This is a genomic window from Streptomyces sp. NPDC021080 (assembly GCF_044333225.1).
Classification (GTDB): Bacteria; Actinomycetota; Actinomycetes; order Streptomycetales; family Streptomycetaceae; genus Streptomyces.
This window is the reverse complement of the sequence record NZ_JBIRQM010000011.1, coordinates 294,849-310,050: the sequence shown is the minus strand read 5'-3', so window position 1 is coordinate 310,050 and position 15,202 is coordinate 294,849. Positions and strand designations below refer to the sequence as shown.

Below are 15,202 nucleotides of genomic sequence, written 5' to 3'. Positions count from 1 at the left end.
TCCAGGTTCGGCAACCGTCCATGAGCTTCTGGAGGTCCCATGTCCGTCGTCAGCCGTCCCGTCGTGTCCCTGCCGCGCCATCAGGTGACCACGGACGAACTCCTCGACCGCATAACCGAGTTGTATCCGGATCACCCACGCCTCGCGGTGGCCCGGCGGGTCATCCGCGCCACCACCGTGCGCAGCCGCTGGTACTCCCGGCCGCTGGAGCAGCAGTTCGACCCCGGCCTCCCGGTCGCGGAGCGCACCCGGCTGCATCTGCTCGACAGCCTCGACCTCGCCGAGCGGGCGGCTCGCGGAGCGCTCCTGGAGACGGGGCTGACCCCGGCCGACATCGACGGCCTGGTCGTCCTCGGCTCCACCGGTCACACCATGCCGGGGCTCGACGCGTTCCTTGTGGAAAGACTCGGCCTGTCCTCCTCGGCCCGCCGCCTGCCGATAGCGCAAGTGGGATGTGCGGGCGGGGTGTTCGGCCTCGTCCGGGCCATGGAGCTGGTCGCCGCCCACCCCGGCGCGGTGATTCTGGTGGTCTGCTCGGACGCCTTCAGCCACTATCTGCACCGGGGCGACTCCGGCCTGGACGGCATGATCCTCAAGGGGCTGATCGGCGACGCGGCGGGTGCCTGTGTGGTGCGTGCCGAGGCCGAGGGGCCCCACATGGAACTCACCGGTTCCTGGGAGTACCTGGAGCCGGGAAGCCACCACCTCGTCGGCAGCCGGGTGGACGGCGACGGGCTGCACGCCCACAACTCGCCGCAACTGCGTGAGGTCATCGAGGGGGCGATGGCACCCCTGCAGGAGTGGCTGGCGCGCACCGCGCCGGCCGGTGCCGATCCCGCGCCGCGCTTCCTCGTCACGCACACGGGCGGGCCGAGGATCCTCGACGCCGTCGTGGGCGGCCTCGGCTGCCCGCCCGAGATGGCCGACCTGGCCCGCGACTCGCTCCGGGAGCTGGGCAATCTGGGCTCGGTCTCGGTGCTCGACGTACTCGACCGCACCTTCACCAAGTCGCCGGCCGACGGCGATCACGGCCTGCTGTTCGCGGCCGGCCCCGGCGTGACCCTGCTCGGCGTACGGGCGGTCTGGCACGCCTGGGAGTGATCCGGACGCGACACTCGCACCGAGCGGCCGGCGCACCGGCCGCTCGCCGCCGGGCGATGCGGCGCGACGGCCCCGCCTCGGTCGCGAGCCGGTGGGAGGTGCGGCGCCGCCCGCGCCGCGGCCGCCCTCGCGCGAACTCCCGTCCGGGGCGCGGCCCGCACGGGTGCCCGTCCGGGCCGACGCAGTTGCTTCAAGCCTCTGTTCGAGAGCTCGGAGCGCCGATGCCGCGCTCCCGGCCGTGCGGAAGAATCCGGTTCATGACCTTCGAGGCCTGTGCTCCGCCCTTGCCCGGGGCGACGGCATCGGCGCCCGCGGCGCTCGAGGCTCTGATGTCGGGCGCGCGGCGGGAGATCCACCCGCACACCGCCTCCGCCCGCACTCTCCGCGCCGTCCGGGACGCACGCCCGGACATGCTCGTGGAGACAGGACCCCGTCGTCCCGGGCTCGTGGAGTGCCCGGCGCGGGCCGTGGACGAACTGGATGACGCCGGAGACGTACGGGTGCGCATGGCGCTGGTCACCGATCCGCCCCGCCGGTTCCGCGTCTGTCTCCCGGAGGACCGCACCGAATGCGTCGGCGTCCGGGAGGGACGCGTCGACTTCTCCGGCCCAGGTCCCGTTCCGCGGGCCGGACGCGATCGCCCCGGGCGACGGCCTTCCGGCCGGCGGGCGCTCAAGGTGCCTGCACGGGCCTCGGGCCCGTGCAGGCGGGTGTCAGGACTGCGTCCTGGTCCTGCGCGGTTCCAGCTCGGAGGAGAGGCGGAGTTCCAGGGCCGGTACGACCCAGGCGAGGAACTCCTCGAACTCCATGTCGGCCAGGGGCTGGATCTCCAGGACGTAGCGCATGAGGGCGAGGCCGACCAGGTGGCCGGAGGCGAGGGCGGCGCGCGTCTCGGCGTCGGGACGGTCCTTGTACCCGGAGGTCGCCGCCCACTTGGCGGTGCTCTCCTCGACGCGGGCGCGCAGCGTGGCCGAGGTGGCGCTGTCGGCGAGGCCGGCCCGGTAGATGGCGGTCATGCCGTACCGGGTCTCGTCGCTCTCCCAGAAGGAGAGGTACGTACGGGCCAGCCAGGAGGCCTCCGCGGTGCTGTCGCCCTCCACGGGCGGCGGCATCTCGTCGAAGATGGACGCGACGCTCAACGGCGAGTTGACCGCGGCGTCGAACACCCCCTCCTTGTTGTCGAAGAAGTGGTGGACCAGCGCCGGGTCCACCTGGGCGTCCTCCGCGATCGCGCGGATGGTGGTGCGGGCGTATCCGCGGTCGGCGAAGAGATGGAGGGCGGACTCCAGGATCTGCTCACGCGTGCCGCTGTCACCGGGCCGGCGACCGCTGCGCGCGCGCACCGGGCGGGGTTTCTTCGTGGCGGGGCCGGAAGCCCGCAGGGGAGAGGACTTGCGTTCGGGGGCGGGTGAACCGTCTGTGCGACTGGGTGTCATGGGATCACTGCACTTCGGGGGGTCCGTGAGCGGTTAATTCACTGCGTAGTGAAAACACCTTAGCAGGCGGCACCCGGGAAGGTTCGGCCGGTGGCGCCCTTGGTCAATCGCTCCACGGGATCGGCCGGTTGGCGGGAGTGCCGACCCGGGATCCGCCGCCGTCCGCCCGTGCGGTCCGGTGACGGGTCACCGGCCGCCGTCGCCGCCGAGGAGGGTCTGCCGCAGTCCCGGTGCGATGATCCGGATCACCGTTTCCAGATCGGCCGCGGCGACGGCGTCCACCCCCACGAGGTGTCGTACGAAGGCTACTCCGCCGAGCTGGGCCCCGAGGAGCGCCGTCCGCAGTTCGGCGTCCGGGCCGGTCAGCGCGTGGTCGACCTGGCCGTTGAGGGTCCGGGAGACGCGCTCGCGCAGGACCTGGGAGGCCTCGCGGTCGGAGAGGGCGACCCGGTAGAGCTCGATCAGCGGCGAGTCCTCCTCGTTGGGCTCCCACAGGGCCAGGTAGGTGCGGGCGAGCCGGGCGGACAGGTCCTCGTCGACCCCCTCGGCGACCGCGGGGCGCAGGATGCCGGCGACCCGGACGGTCCGTTCGACCAGGGCGCCGAAGACCGCCGCCTTGTCGGGCAGCAGCTCGCGGGCGTAGGCCTCGGTGAGGCCGGCCGTGTCGGCCAGGAGGGCGAAGTCGGTCTGCCGGTAGCCGAGTTCGGTGAACAGGGAGCGGCCCGCCGAGACCAAGGCCTCGGTAGCCTCCGCCCTGGTCTCGTCCGCGGTCTCTGCGGTGCTGACGGTCATGACGGCAACTCCCCTTGGTGTCGGTCGTGTTCTGCGCGGATCCGCTGTCCGTCACGGTCGCCCGCGCGCATTCCAACCATTAATTCATACTTCAGTGAACTCTTCCAGTGTTGAATTTGTCAACCCGCTCTGCGATGATTTCAACGCCTGGTGAGTTAAGTCGTGGCTCGCCGCTGCCCGAGGAGGAATCGTGCAGTCCATCGGCATCATCGGAGTGGGCTCGTACCTGCCCGAAGCCATCATCAGCAACGCGGAGATCGGGCACGGCGCCGGCGTGTCCGACGAGTGGATCGTCCGCAAGACGGGCATCCACGAGCGCCGTCGCGCCGCCCCGCACGAGGCCACCTCGGACCTGGCCGTCCAGGCGGCCGTCCGCGCCCTTCGGAGCGCGGGCCTGACGGCCGACCAGCTCGCCTACGTCGTCGTCGCCACCTCCACCCCCGACCATCCGCAGCCGGCCACCGCCGCCCTGGTCCAGCACCGCATCGGGGCGAAGCGGGCCGCCGCCTTCGACGTCAACGCGGTGTGCAGCGGCTTCGTCTACGCCCTGAAGGCCGTGCAGAAGCTCCTCGCCGGGGCCGAGGCCGCGGAGCCCCGGTACGGACTGGTCATCGGCGCCGACGTCTACTCCCGCATCCTCGACTACACCGACCGCCGCACGGCAGCCCTCTTCGGCGACGGCGCCGGGGCGACGGTCCTCGGCCCGGTCGCCCCCGGACTCGGCCTGCGGGACATCTCCCTGGTCTCCCGCGGCGACGCCCACCACCTCATCGAGGTCACGGCCGGCGGCAGCCGCCGCCCGCCCTCGCCGCGGACCCTGACCGACGGCGACCACTACTTCCGCATGGACGGCCGGGGCGTACGCGACTTCGTCACCCGCGCCCTCCCGGACGAGACGCGGAGGCTGCTGCGCCGCGCCGGGGTCCCCGCCGACGCCGTCCGGCACTTCGTCCCGCACCAGGCCAACGGCATCATGCTCGCCGAACTGTGGCCGGGCCTCGGTCTCCACCGTGCCGCCCTGCACCTCACCCTGGAGCGCTACGCGAACACCGGCGCCGCGTCCGTGCCGGTGACCCTCGCCGAGATGCACCGGCGGGGAGCGGCGGAACCGGGCGACCTGGTCCTGCTGGCCGCGTTCGGCGGCGGCATGAGCCTCGGCATCGCCCTGCTGAACTGGTCGATGGACCCTCCCGCGGCCGGGGCCCGGCCCACGGTCCCCCGACTCCTCGCGGCCGACGACCGTGTCGCGCCGGTGGCGCCGTGAGCGCCGAGGAGGCGGCCCCGGACATCAGGGGACGGGTCGCCCAGCTCCGCGCGCTGCGCGCACAGGTGCTCCGGGGGCCCGACGAGAAGGCGACCGCCGCACAGCACGCCAAGGGCAAGCTCACGGCCCGCGAACGCATCGAACTGCTCCTGGACGACGGCACGTTCAGCGAGGTCGAACCCCTGCGCCGGCACCGGGCCACCGGATTCGGCATGGAGGACCGCAGACCCCGCACCGACGGCGTCATCACCGGCTGGGGCACGGTCCACGGCCGCACGGTCTTCGTCTACGCCCACGACTTCCGCATCTTCGGCGGCGCCCTCGGCGAGGCCCACGCGGAGAAGATCCACCGCATCATGGACCGTGCCGTCGCCGCCGGCGCCCCGCTCGTCTCGCTCAACGACGGCGCGGGCGCCCGCATCCAGGAGGGCGTCACCGCGCTCTCGGGATACGGCGGCATCTTCCGCCGCAACGCCCGCGCCTCCGGGGTGATCCCGCAGATCAGCGTGATGCTCGGCCCCTGCGCGGGCGGGGCCGCGTACTCACCGGCCCTCACCGACTTCGTCTTCATGGTCCGCGAGACCTCCCAGATGTTCATCACGGGCCCCGACGTCGTCGAGACCGTCACCGGTGAGAAGGTCAGCCTGGGCGCCCTCGGCGGCGCGGACGTCCATGCCGAGACGTCGGGCGTCGCGCACTTCGCGTACGACGACGAGCGGACATGTCTGGAAGAGGTCCGCTACCTCCTCTCCCTCCTTCCGCAGAACAACCGGGAGACCCCTCTCGCCGCTCTTCCCGGGGACCCGCCCGACCGCTCCTGCGACACCCTGCTCGACCTGGTCCCCGCCGGCGGCCACCGCCCGTACGACATGCGCCGGGTCGTCGAGGAACTGGTCGACGACGGGGAGTACCTGGAGGTCCACGAACGCTGGGCGGCCAACGTGATCGTCGCCCTCGCCCGCCTCGGCGGCCAGGTCGTGGGCATCGTCGCCAACCAGCCGCTGGTCCTGGCCGGAGTCCTCGACATCGACGCCAGTGAAAAAGCCGCCCGCTTCGTCCAGATGTGCGACGCCTTCAACATCCCGCTGGTCACCCTGGTCGACGTGCCCGGCTTCCTGCCCGGCGTCGACCAGGAGCACAACGGGATCATCCGCCGCGGCGCCAAACTCCTCTACGCCTACTGCAACGCGACCGTCCCCCGGATCTCGCTCATCCTCCGCAAGGCCTACGGCGGCGCCTACATCGTCATGGACTCCCGTTCCGTGGGCGCCGACCTGTCCTACGCCTGGCCGTCCAACGAGATCGCGGTCATGGGCGCGGAGGGTGCCGCCAACGTCGTCTTCCGGCGCCGGATCCAGGCGGCCGACGACCCCGAGGCCACCCGCCGTCAGCTCGTCAAGGAGTACAAGGCCGAGCTGATGCACCCGTACCACGCCGCCGAACGCGGCCTCCTCGACGACGTCATCGATCCCGCCGACACCCGCCGCGTCCTCATCGACGCGCTCCGCATGCTGCGGACCAAGCACGCCGATCTGACATCCCGCAAACACGGCAACCCGCCCCAGTGACAAGGAGCCCCATGACCACCGCCGCCGAGACAGACCAGCCCCTCGTCCGTGTGATCAGGGGCGGTGACATCCTCCCCGAGGAACTGGCGGCCCTGACCGCCGTCCTGCTCACCCGGGCGGCGGCCGCCCCCGACGACCCCGGAACCGGCCCCGTCGTCCCGCTCTGGGACCGCCCCACGCCCTACCGCTCCCCGGCGAGCTGGCGCAACTGACCGACACGAAAAGCCCGTTGCCCTCTGGGCAACGGGCTTTCCCCTGTCCTCCCGAGGGGCCGGCCGGTCCTCCTCGGGACGTCTCCTCGGTCCTCCCGCGCAGCCACCCGAGGGCAGGACCGCGCCCGGCCGGTGCGTACCCGGACCTCAGGCCGGATCGACGGCCGGCTCCTGCGACGGCTCGGCCTCGGCCACCGGCACGGCGACGACGACGGCCTCCCGGGGAACCGGCCCGTCCTCACCGCACCACCACCGCAGCGCTCCGCGCATCCGGGCCTCCCGGTCCCCCGGACCGCCCGTTCCGTCCACCCACGCCGCATAGCCGTCGGGCCGCACCAGAACGACTCCCACACCGCGAAGCCCGGGCACCTCGCCTTCCACCCGCACCGGGCTCACCCGCGACCCCCATGCCTCCGCGGCCGCGGCGCACTCCCCGTCCGCGCCGAGATCGAGCAGAACGAACCGCCCGTCACGCATCAAGGAGTACAGCCGCACGGACGCTCCTTCGGCCCGCGGGAGCATCAGGTCCGGCACCCGCTGCCCGGCCCGCACGGCGAGCCCCCTCGCACCGTCCGCGGGGGCCGGGCCCTGCCGCGCGTACCCGTTCCGCAGCCCGGAGACCGCCTCCGCGGCCGCCCGCCGGATCCGCCGGTACGACAACGCCCTCGCCATCACGGCCCGCCGCACCGCGGTCACCCCCGCGGACGGCGACGTCGCGAGCCGCGTGGCCCGGTCCGTGGCCCGCAGGATCCGTTCGGCCTGGGGGCGCCGCTCCGCCTCGTAGGTGTCCAGCAGACCCGCGGGCGCCCAGCCCTGCACCTGGGCGGCGAGCTTCCAGCCGAGGTTCACGGCATCCTGGATCCCCAGGTTGAGCCCCTGCCCGCCCAACGGGGAGTGCAGATGCGCCGCGTCCCCGGCCAGCAGCACCCGGCCGGTCCGGTAGTGGTCCGCGATCCGCTGATGGATCTTGAACCGGGCCATCCACTCGGGCTCGTGCGGACCGGGGTCGAACCCGAGCGCGTCGGTCAGCACCTCGCGCAGCTCGTCCAGCGTCACCGCGTCCCGCGTCCAGGGCCGGTCCCGGCGCACCACCGCGATGCGGTACAGGCCGTCGCCGTACGGCACCGACACCATGACCCCGCCCCCGCCCGACAGGACGAGCACGTCGTCGGGCGGCGGCCGGTGCAGCCGCACGTCGGCGAGCACCGGCGCGACCCCGTACGTACGGCCGCGGAAGGCGATCCCGGCGAGTTCGCGTACGACGCTGTGGGCGCCGTCGCAGCCGACGGCGAAGTCGGCGCTCTCCTCCCACTCGGTGTCGCGCGACCGCACCTGGAGGGTGACACCCGAGCCGTCCTGCGCCAGGCCGAACACCTCCGTGCCCCGCTCGACGGTCACCCCGAGCTCCAGAGCGCGCCGTTCGAGCACCTCCTCGGTGCGGCCCTGCGGAATGACGTTGAGGGACGGGAACCGGGTGTCGAGTTCGGTGAAGTCGACGCGGGCGCCCCGCGCGGGCACGATCCGGCCGACCGGCCGGCCGAGGGCGGCCAGCGCGTCGGCGTGGCCGCGCAGGTCGAGCACCTCCATGGTCCTGCTGTACAGGCCCATCGCACGGGACTGCGCGGAGGGCGCGAGCCTGCGTTCGAGGACCGTGCAGGACACCCCCGCGGCGGCCAGCTCACAGGCCAGTGCGAGACCGGTGGGACCGGCCCCGACGACGATGACGGACTGTTCAGGAGTGATGGCCACGCTTGTCTCCTTGCACGATGGACACGGCCGGCACGGGCGAGGACGAGGGAACGGAGGCGACGGCGCTGCGGCCGGACCGGGCCGCCCAGAGGCCGGCGGCCAGCACGAGCAGGCCGAGCGACAGCCAGCCCGCCGCTCCCCGGCGCACCACGAGGAAGGTGACCACCAGCGGCCCGTACGTGTTGCGCGCGGCGTTGCCCAGGCTGAAGAAGGCCAGGTACACCTGGCGGCGGTCCTCGGGCGCCAGGTCGTAGGAGATCGCCCAGGCCCCGGCCTGCTGGTACATCTCGGCGAACGCCTGGAACGCGACGGCGCCGAGCACCAGCGCCACCGCGGCCGCGGCCGGGAGGGACCCGGTGACGGCGAGGGCGCAGCAGCCCGCCGCGAGCAGTACGCCACCGCGCCGCAACGCGCGCCCGCCGTCCGCGGCGTCCTCGATGCCCCGGGTGACCCGGACCTGGAACAGCACCACGATCACCGTGTTGAGCACGAGGGTCCAGGCGATCACCGCCCGTGGCATCCGGTCGTGGGCGAGCACCCACAGCGGCACACCGGCGGTGAGGACCGTGACGTGCAGGCTCGCGACCGAGTTCAGGCCGGTGAGCAGAGCGAAGCGCCGGTCCCGGAAGACACTCAGCCGCCGCCGCAGCGGCAGGGGTCGCCCACCGGACGGCGCGTGGGGCGCGGGCGCCCGCAGCCGCGCCACCAGGACCGCCGCGATCACGAACGAGAGCGCGTCGGCGTACACGACGCCGACGTACACCGGGCCGCTGTCCGCGAACAGCACGGCACCGGCCGCGAGTCCGCCGAGGGCCAGCCCGAGGTTCTGCAGCGCTCGGGCCCTTCCCATGGCACGGACGCGCCGCTCCTTGCCGACCGCCGCCCCGAACAGGCCCTGCACCAGCGGGGAGGCGGCCCGGTCGGCGACTCCGAGCGACGCGATCACCAGCAGGAAGACGGCGAACCGGGTCACGAACGGGTAGCAGGCCAGGAGCAGCGCCCGGGTCAGATGGGCCCCGATCAGCATGCGCCGCGGGCCGACCCGGTCGGCGAGCACGCCGATCGGCACCAGCGACAGGAACGACAGCCCGCCGGCGACGGACAGCCCGACACCGACCTCGCCGACGCCGAGGCGCAGGTACCGCGTGAAGAAGACCACGGACACGGACATGTACAGCCCGCTGCCGAGGGCGTCGACGAACACCGAGGCGAGCAGACCGGCCGCCGCCGGCAGCCGGACCCGTCGTTCCCGCCCCTTTTCCTGTGCCATCTCGTCCTCACCCGGCCGGAGTTCAGTAGTAGTTGCGCATCAGGTCGTCCACCCAGTCCGGCTGGACGACCGCTCCGCGCGGCCCGAACTGCCGCAGATACGGCTTGATGTCGAGCACCGGTGTGCCGTCGACCGCGTCCAGCCCCACCACGTGCACATCGAGTCCGTCCGTCTTGACCAGCCGGCAGCGGGACACCCCGATGCGGTTGGGCCGGTTCTTGCCGCGCTGCGCGAAGATGCCGGCCGACGGCCAGGCGGGATTGTTGCGCGGATGACGCGCGCCCTCCTGCACCTTGTCCGGCGGAACGCGGTGGAAGCGGAAGACCACTTCGAGATGGGAGAAGGAGTCGAGACCGAGCACCGCGTCGGTGGTGAACCGGTCGCCGTCCAGCCGGATGACCGACGGAACGTCTCCCCAGTCGTCGTCGACGAGTTCACGCCGTTCGTTGTGCACCTGGCCGATCGGCACCAGGTCCGTGATCGCGTCCGCTGTCATGCCCGTCCTTTCGTCGTCGCCGGCCGAGGCGGTCCCCGGGGCCTTGCCGTCGCGGGACCACACGGCGTCCCGTACGAGCAACTCCCCGTCCACGGCGCGCTGTACCGTCAGATAGACCTCTTCGCGCGCCACGCCGAGGAGGTCGGCGAGCCGGTCCTGGACCAGCCGCAGCAGCTCACGGACCTGTGTCTTGCCGTAGCTCTCCTTGCACACGACGAGGCCGGCCGGAGCCGGGACCGCGGCGTCCGTGTGCCACTCGGGCCGGTGGAAGGCGTCGGGTTCCAGCTGCTGCCACCACACCCAGCAGTGCCCGCGCTCCAGCGCGAGCAGGGTGGTCACCGCGTCGGCCAGCTCCCCGAGCACGGCCCGCCCCGGGCTGGGCGCGGGGGAGAACAGTCTGATCACCGGCATGTCAGCGCACCCCGCCGAGCGGTTTGACGCCGATCGCCATACAGGTGCGGACGGGGATGAGGAACTCGTCGCCGTCCTGCCGGATGCCGAGGGCCTCGCGGTGCGCGGCGGGGGCCTCGACGAGGCGCGCCCGGATCGCCCGCTCCGCCTCGGCGCCGGAGGACGCGATCTCGCACCACCGGCGGACGGGGACTCCGGTACGGCTCTCGGACTGCCCGCCGCGCGCGACGGGGACGTTGAGGCCGGCACCCCGGAGGAAGCCGATCCACTCGGTGAGTGTGTAGCTGCGCCGGTGCGTCGGGTCGTGCAGCATCTCCAGCTCGTGGTTGAGGGCGTCGACGACGGGGTCCTCGTGGCCTTCCAGGTCGATGACGGCGAGACGGCCGCCGGGGCGCAGCAGCCGCGCCATCTCGCCCACCGCGGCCGGCATGTCACGGAAGTGGTGCGGGGCCAGCCGCGACACGACGAGGTCGAACGAGGCGTCGGGGAAGGGGAGTTCCTCCGCGAACGCCTCGGCCGTCTCGACGGCGACGCCCCGCTCGGCGGCCAGCCGTCGTACGGAGGCCAGCATGTTGGGCGCGGGGTCCACGGCGACGAGCCGGTCCGGCCCCTCGTCCGCGAACGACAGCGCCAAGTGGCCCGCGCCGCAGGCGACGTCGCAGATCGCGCTGCCCGTCTGCGGCCCGAGCGTCTCGTGCAGGGCGTCCATCGTGGGGCTGGACCGGTGCACCTCGCTGGTCGCGAAGTTCTCGGCGATCTTGTCGAATCGCTGGCTGGAGAGCATGTCCTGCGCCGCCTCTTCCTCTGTTCGCGCTTCTTCTTCCACGGACTTCCTCAACCGCTCGGCTCACTTCTCCCGGTCCACCAGCGAGGCCAGTTCCGCCACCGCGTCGCGGGCGGGACCCGAGCCGCACGGCTGGAGGGTGTGTCCGAGTCCTTCGAGCAGATGCACCCGCACATCGGGGGCGCGGGGGCCCATCAGCCGGCCGGCCGACCAGGGGCCGTACATGTCGGGTGTGAACACGGCCGGGGAACGCGCCTCGTCGACCAGGTAGCCGACCAGGTCGAAGGCGCCGTAGACGAGGTCGAGCGCGGTGACGCGAGAGGTGAGGAACGTGTCCTCCTCGATCACCGTGCCCACCAGCACCACGCCGTCCGCGGCGCGCGGGACCCCCGTGCCCAGCAGGTGCAGCAGCGCGAGCCCGCCCAGCGAGAAACCCACCAGGACCAGCGGCCGGACCACTAGGTGCGCGTGCGCTTCGAGCACACCGGCGAGGCGCGTGGCGCGGGCGAGGAGGTCGGCCTCGCCGGCGGGCTCGCCGCGGTCCCGCACGGGCAGGTCGCAGCGGAGCACCTGGGCTCCCGAGGCGGCCAGCCGCCCGGTCAGTTCCTCCAGCAGCAGGTCGTCGCGCTCCTGTCCGTCCATGACGGAGACGCTGCCGGGGCCGGCGAGCAGCACGGTGGCGCCGGCCGGACCGGCGGGGAAGGTGCGCCGGACGCGGTAGCGCGTCCCGTCCGGGGCCCGCCGCCAGTGGGTGCGCTGGTGGACGCTCATCGGCTCACCGGTGGCAGACGGCCTCGGCGAAGTCGCCGACGCGCCGGTGGAAGTAGACGCTGATGATCTCCTCGTGGAGTGCCTCGCCGTCCAGGGTGGGGACGACGCTCTCCGCGGCTCCGGGCACCGCCTCGACGAGGCCGCGTGCCATGAGGTCGGCGAAGACGCCCGCGAACGGCTCGTCGTGGAAGAGCTCGACCCCGAACCGCTCGCGGAACCGGCCCGCGTCGATGGGCTGGTTCGCCTTGAAGGCGAAGCCCAGCACCATCCCGGCCGCCTGATGGCCGGTGAGCCGCCGTCCGGAGGCGAGGGGGAGGCCCGGTCCCTGCCGGAGCCGACGCGCGTATCCGGAGATGTCGGCGATGTTGTGGGTCTGCGTCACGGTGTCCCCGTCACCGGTCAGCCAGCCGTACGCGCCGGGTCCGTAGGCGATCATGGAATCGTGCCGCTGCCACTTGTTGCGCGAGACGCGGGGGATGTTGCCGTCGGAGTAGACGCCGGGACGGTTCCACCAGCCACACGGGCTCGGGTGGTAACCGCCGTCGAGGAGCTGTTCCACGACGGCCTCGCGCATGGCGTAGGTCTCGCCCAGGGTGGGGAAGAGGTGCTGTTCGCGCAGCCGGTTCTTGACGCTGTCCACGTTCCACAGCGCCCGGTTGCCGATGCCCATCTTGGCGCGGTCGGCGTTGCGCAGCCGGTAGATGGTGACGGTGGGGACGCCGAGGTCGATCAGGGCGCGGATGTCGTCGGCGACGGTGGCGGCCGTCTGGTGCGGCAGCCCGAACATCATGTCGACGTTGAACGGCGCCCCGGTGGAGTGGAGCTTGTCGATGGCGCGCAGTGACATGGAGGCGTCGTGCCCCCGGCCCGCGAACGCGTTGACCTCGCTCTGCAGGGACTGGACGCCGACGCTGAAGCGGTTGAAGCCGAGGGCACGGGCTTCGGCGAGTTCGTCGTGCTGGAAGTTGTCGGGGTTGCCCTCGAGGGACACCTCGCAGTCGTCGGCGAGGGTGTAGCGGGTGCGTACGTGCTGGAGCAGGCGGGACAGCTGCTCCGTACCGAGCAGCGACGCGGTGCCACCGCCGAGGTAGACCGACTCGATCCGGGCGTCCCGGAGCCAGGGGGAGTGGGCGAGCCGGCGTCCGGACTCGTCGAGCAGCAGATCCGTCCAGACCCGCGGGGCCGCCTCGCCCTCGGGGCCGTCCGGGACCTTGCGCTTGACGTAGTTGCAGAAGTGGCAGATGTAGGCGCACAGCGGCACATGGAAGTAGAGATGCGCGGGCCGTCCGGCGCCGGGATGCTCCCGCAGGGCGTCGGCGACCTGCGGGGCGGACAGTTCCTCGCCGTAGTTGGCCGTCACGTTGATGTTGTAGTCGTCCTGGCCGATCCGCAGCGCGGGGTTCTCCCTGAGCAGCCGCGCGAGGCCGGTCCCGGGGCGTGGTGCGGTGCCTGTACGGGGATGCAGTGCTGTGGGGCCGGCCGAAACAGCCGTCTTGCTCATCGCGACCTCGTCTCCTCGACGGGAAAGACAGGAAGAACGGATGGTCCGGGCGGGCCTGTGCCGTCGGCGGGCCTTCCCGGCCCGCCCCTCGACGGGCCGGGAAGGGGCACGCCGCTTCGTCACCTGCCCGCGGGGGCCCGCCGGGTCAGATCTCGACCTCGATGACCGTGGCCTCCGTGATGCTGGTGGCCTCCACCAGCGTCTCGGCCGGTGCGGTGGCCGAGGCGGCGCCGACGGCGCTCAGGGTCACTCCTTCCTCACCGGGCTCCAGGTGGATGCGGATGACCTTCTTCTCTTCGGGCATGGATGGCTTCCCTTCGGTGGAGGCGGCACCGGTGGCGCCGCTGTAGGACGGGGACCCGCTCACGTCGTCGGGAGCGGGAGTCTGTTCGGCCCGGTCGCTTCCGCGGGTCAGGCCGGTCCGGCCGCCGACGGCTTCCGGGGCGCCAGGGTCAGGCGGACGTTGCGCTGCCTGCGGGCCCGCCAGTAGCGGCCGGAGCGCAGCGTGAACTCCTGGATGTACTCGGTGGCGCCGCAGCCCAGCGGGTCGCCGGTGATGTTCCGGGCCAGCGGAGGGCAGCGGAACTGGCACCAGATGTCCTCGGCGGCCACCGGGCAGGAACCGCACACCGAGTGGTCGCTGAAGCGGATGTCACGGAAGTCGTCGAAGCCGTGTTCCCAGATCTCCGCGAACGGCTTCTCGGTGACGTTGCCGGCCTTGTACAGCTGGCCCGACATGCAGTTGCTGCACGGGTAGACATCGCCGCGGCTGTTGACGTAGACGACCGACCGGCCGCACTTCTCCTGGCCCACGGCGCGCTCCAGGCGCTGGCAGAACTGGATGGTGTCGACCCCGCGGATCTCGTCGGCGGCGCGCCGGGCGGGTCCGTTGGGCGTTTCGACGGGTGTCTCGTCGGGCTCCGTGGAGTACCGGTCCATGCACCGCTGGTAGACGGCGAACACCTCGTCGATGTCCTCGGGGCGCAGCAGCATGCCGGGGTGCAGCAGGGCCCGGCCGACCGGGTGCGTCTCCAGCCACTGCGGCCGGGGGTAGCCCCGGTCGGCGCACCACTCGAAGATCTCCTCGGCGTCCTGGATGTTGTTCCGGTGGACGGAGATCGCCGTGCGGAACACGTGTCCGTGTCTGCGCATCATCTCGAACGCGTGCTGCAGCTTGGGGAAGTCCATCCTGCCGCGGACCGTGCGCTCGGGGTCGGCGGTGTCGAAGCTGATGAAGAACGACTGGCCGGGCGGTATCCGGGCGAGCTTCTCCTCGGTGACGAGCAGGCCGTTGGTGAAGATCTGGGTGCTGAAGGGCTTGCTGCGGGCGTGCCGGATGATCTCGACCGCGTCGCGGTGCGAGAAGATCTCGCCTCCCGTCAGGAACACCTGCAGGACACCCGCCCGGGCGAAGTCGTCGAGCAGTTCCATGATGAGCGGGGTGGACATCTCGTCGGGGCGCTTGAAGGCGGAGTCCGCGTAGCAGTGGCGGCACCGGAGGTTGCAGAGGTTCGTCGTCTCCACGAAGGCGATGGCCGGGGCGGGCAGGTGGAACCGGTCCGGCGTCACCAGCGGATCGGTGATCGCGTGGGCCATCAGCTCGGCCGCCGGGACGCCGGTCCCGGAGTTGTGGCGCTCGATCAACTCCCGTGCGGAGGCGGCGAGGAATTCCACGTGCCCGTTCGGCAGCAGGGCGACGATCCCGCCCTCGTTCACCTGGAAGGGAATCTTCTGCACGGGCCCTGCCTCTCCTGACGACGGTGTGCCGGAGCACACAAGTCAACATCCGTTGAACTCATGCGTTGATGAACTCTACGAAGGATGAATACCTTTGGCAAGGGTGTGCG

At 72.3% G+C, this 15,202-nt stretch carries 14 protein-coding genes; 4 read left to right on the top strand and 10 right to left on the bottom strand.

Annotation, left to right across the window (positions count from 1 at the left end; translation table 11 throughout):
• Nucleotides 1-39 precede the first annotated feature (39 nt).
• A complete protein-coding gene (locus ACH4S8_RS27470; RefSeq protein ID WP_398398564.1) occupies nucleotides 40-1,101 on the top strand; it encodes a type III polyketide synthase in 1,062 nt (353 codons plus the stop codon).
• Between the two features lie 713 nt (nucleotides 1,102-1,814).
• Here the strand turns inward: ACH4S8_RS27470 and ACH4S8_RS27465 are convergent.
• Nucleotides 1,815-2,444: a TetR family transcriptional regulator gene (locus tag ACH4S8_RS27465; RefSeq protein ID WP_398398562.1), complete on the bottom strand. Its 630-nt coding sequence runs from the start codon at nucleotides 2,442-2,444 to the stop codon at nucleotides 1,815-1,817.
• Nucleotides 2,445-2,723: 279 nt separating this feature from the next.
• Complete coding sequence (locus ACH4S8_RS27460; RefSeq protein WP_398398560.1) at nucleotides 2,724-3,329, bottom strand: hypothetical protein; 606 nt, start codon at nucleotides 3,327-3,329, stop codon at nucleotides 2,724-2,726.
• 190 nt (nucleotides 3,330-3,519) lie between these two features.
• On the opposite strand from ACH4S8_RS27460, the gene ACH4S8_RS27455 reads away from it, so the two are divergent.
• The 3 genes from ACH4S8_RS27455 to ACH4S8_RS27445 are packed head-to-tail and all read left to right on the top strand — an operon-like array spanning nucleotide 3,520 to nucleotide 6,373.
• Nucleotides 3,520-4,593: a 3-oxoacyl-ACP synthase III family protein gene (locus ACH4S8_RS27455; protein WP_398398558.1), complete on the top strand. Its 1,074-nt coding sequence runs from the start codon at nucleotides 3,520-3,522 to the stop codon at nucleotides 4,591-4,593.
• Nucleotides 4,590-6,161: an acyl-CoA carboxylase subunit beta gene (locus tag ACH4S8_RS27450; protein WP_398398556.1), complete on the top strand. Its 1,572-nt coding sequence runs from the start codon at nucleotides 4,590-4,592 to the stop codon at nucleotides 6,159-6,161. The genes ACH4S8_RS27455 and ACH4S8_RS27450 overlap by 4 nt, the downstream gene beginning before the upstream one ends.
• A gap of 11 nt (nucleotides 6,162-6,172) precedes the next feature.
• Nucleotides 6,173-6,373, top strand: a complete 201-nt coding sequence (locus ACH4S8_RS27445; RefSeq protein WP_398398554.1) for an acyl-CoA carboxylase subunit epsilon — start codon at nucleotides 6,173-6,175, stop codon at nucleotides 6,371-6,373.
• Nucleotides 6,374-6,520: 147 nt separating this feature from the next.
• On the opposite strand, the gene ACH4S8_RS27440 is transcribed toward ACH4S8_RS27445, so the two are convergent.
• The 8 genes from ACH4S8_RS27440 to ACH4S8_RS27405 all read right to left on the bottom strand — a co-directional run bounded on the left by ACH4S8_RS27440 (nucleotide 6,521) and on the right by ACH4S8_RS27405 (nucleotide 15,092).
• Nucleotides 6,521-8,122 (bottom strand): FAD-dependent oxidoreductase, encoded by a 1,602-nt coding sequence (locus ACH4S8_RS27440; RefSeq protein WP_398398552.1) that lies wholly within the window; start codon nucleotides 8,120-8,122, stop codon nucleotides 6,521-6,523.
• Nucleotides 8,106-9,392 carry an MFS transporter gene (locus tag ACH4S8_RS27435; protein WP_398398550.1) on the bottom strand — a complete coding sequence of 429 codons (1,287 nt, stop codon included), beginning with the start codon at nucleotides 9,390-9,392 and terminating at the stop codon, nucleotides 8,106-8,108. The genes ACH4S8_RS27440 and ACH4S8_RS27435 overlap by 17 nt, the downstream gene beginning before the upstream one ends.
• A gap of 22 nt (nucleotides 9,393-9,414) precedes the next feature.
• Nucleotides 9,415-10,299, bottom strand: coding sequence for an SAM-dependent methyltransferase (locus tag ACH4S8_RS27430; protein ID WP_398398548.1), 885 nt, complete (start codon nucleotides 10,297-10,299; stop codon nucleotides 9,415-9,417).
• 1 nt (nucleotide 10,300) lies between these two features.
• Entirely contained in the window at nucleotides 10,301-11,125 is an 825-nt protein-coding gene (locus tag ACH4S8_RS27425; RefSeq protein WP_398398546.1) for a methyltransferase domain-containing protein, read from the bottom strand.
• 21 nt (nucleotides 11,126-11,146) lie between these two features.
• A complete protein-coding gene (locus tag ACH4S8_RS27420; protein ID WP_398398544.1) occupies nucleotides 11,147-11,854 on the bottom strand; it encodes a hypothetical protein in 708 nt (235 codons plus the stop codon).
• Between the two features lie 4 nt (nucleotides 11,855-11,858).
• Nucleotides 11,859-13,355 carry a coproporphyrinogen-III oxidase family protein gene (locus ACH4S8_RS27415; protein ID WP_398398542.1) on the bottom strand — a complete coding sequence of 499 codons (1,497 nt, stop codon included), beginning with the start codon at nucleotides 13,353-13,355 and terminating at the stop codon, nucleotides 11,859-11,861.
• 145 nt (nucleotides 13,356-13,500) lie between these two features.
• Nucleotides 13,501-13,659, bottom strand: coding sequence for a hypothetical protein (locus ACH4S8_RS27410; protein WP_398398540.1), 159 nt, complete (start codon nucleotides 13,657-13,659; stop codon nucleotides 13,501-13,503).
• 107 nt (nucleotides 13,660-13,766) lie between these two features.
• On the bottom strand, nucleotides 13,767-15,092 hold the full coding sequence (locus tag ACH4S8_RS27405) for a radical SAM/SPASM domain-containing protein (RefSeq protein ID WP_398398537.1): 1,326 nt from the start codon (nucleotides 15,090-15,092) through the stop codon (nucleotides 13,767-13,769).
• Nucleotides 15,093-15,202: the final 110 nt, after the last annotated feature.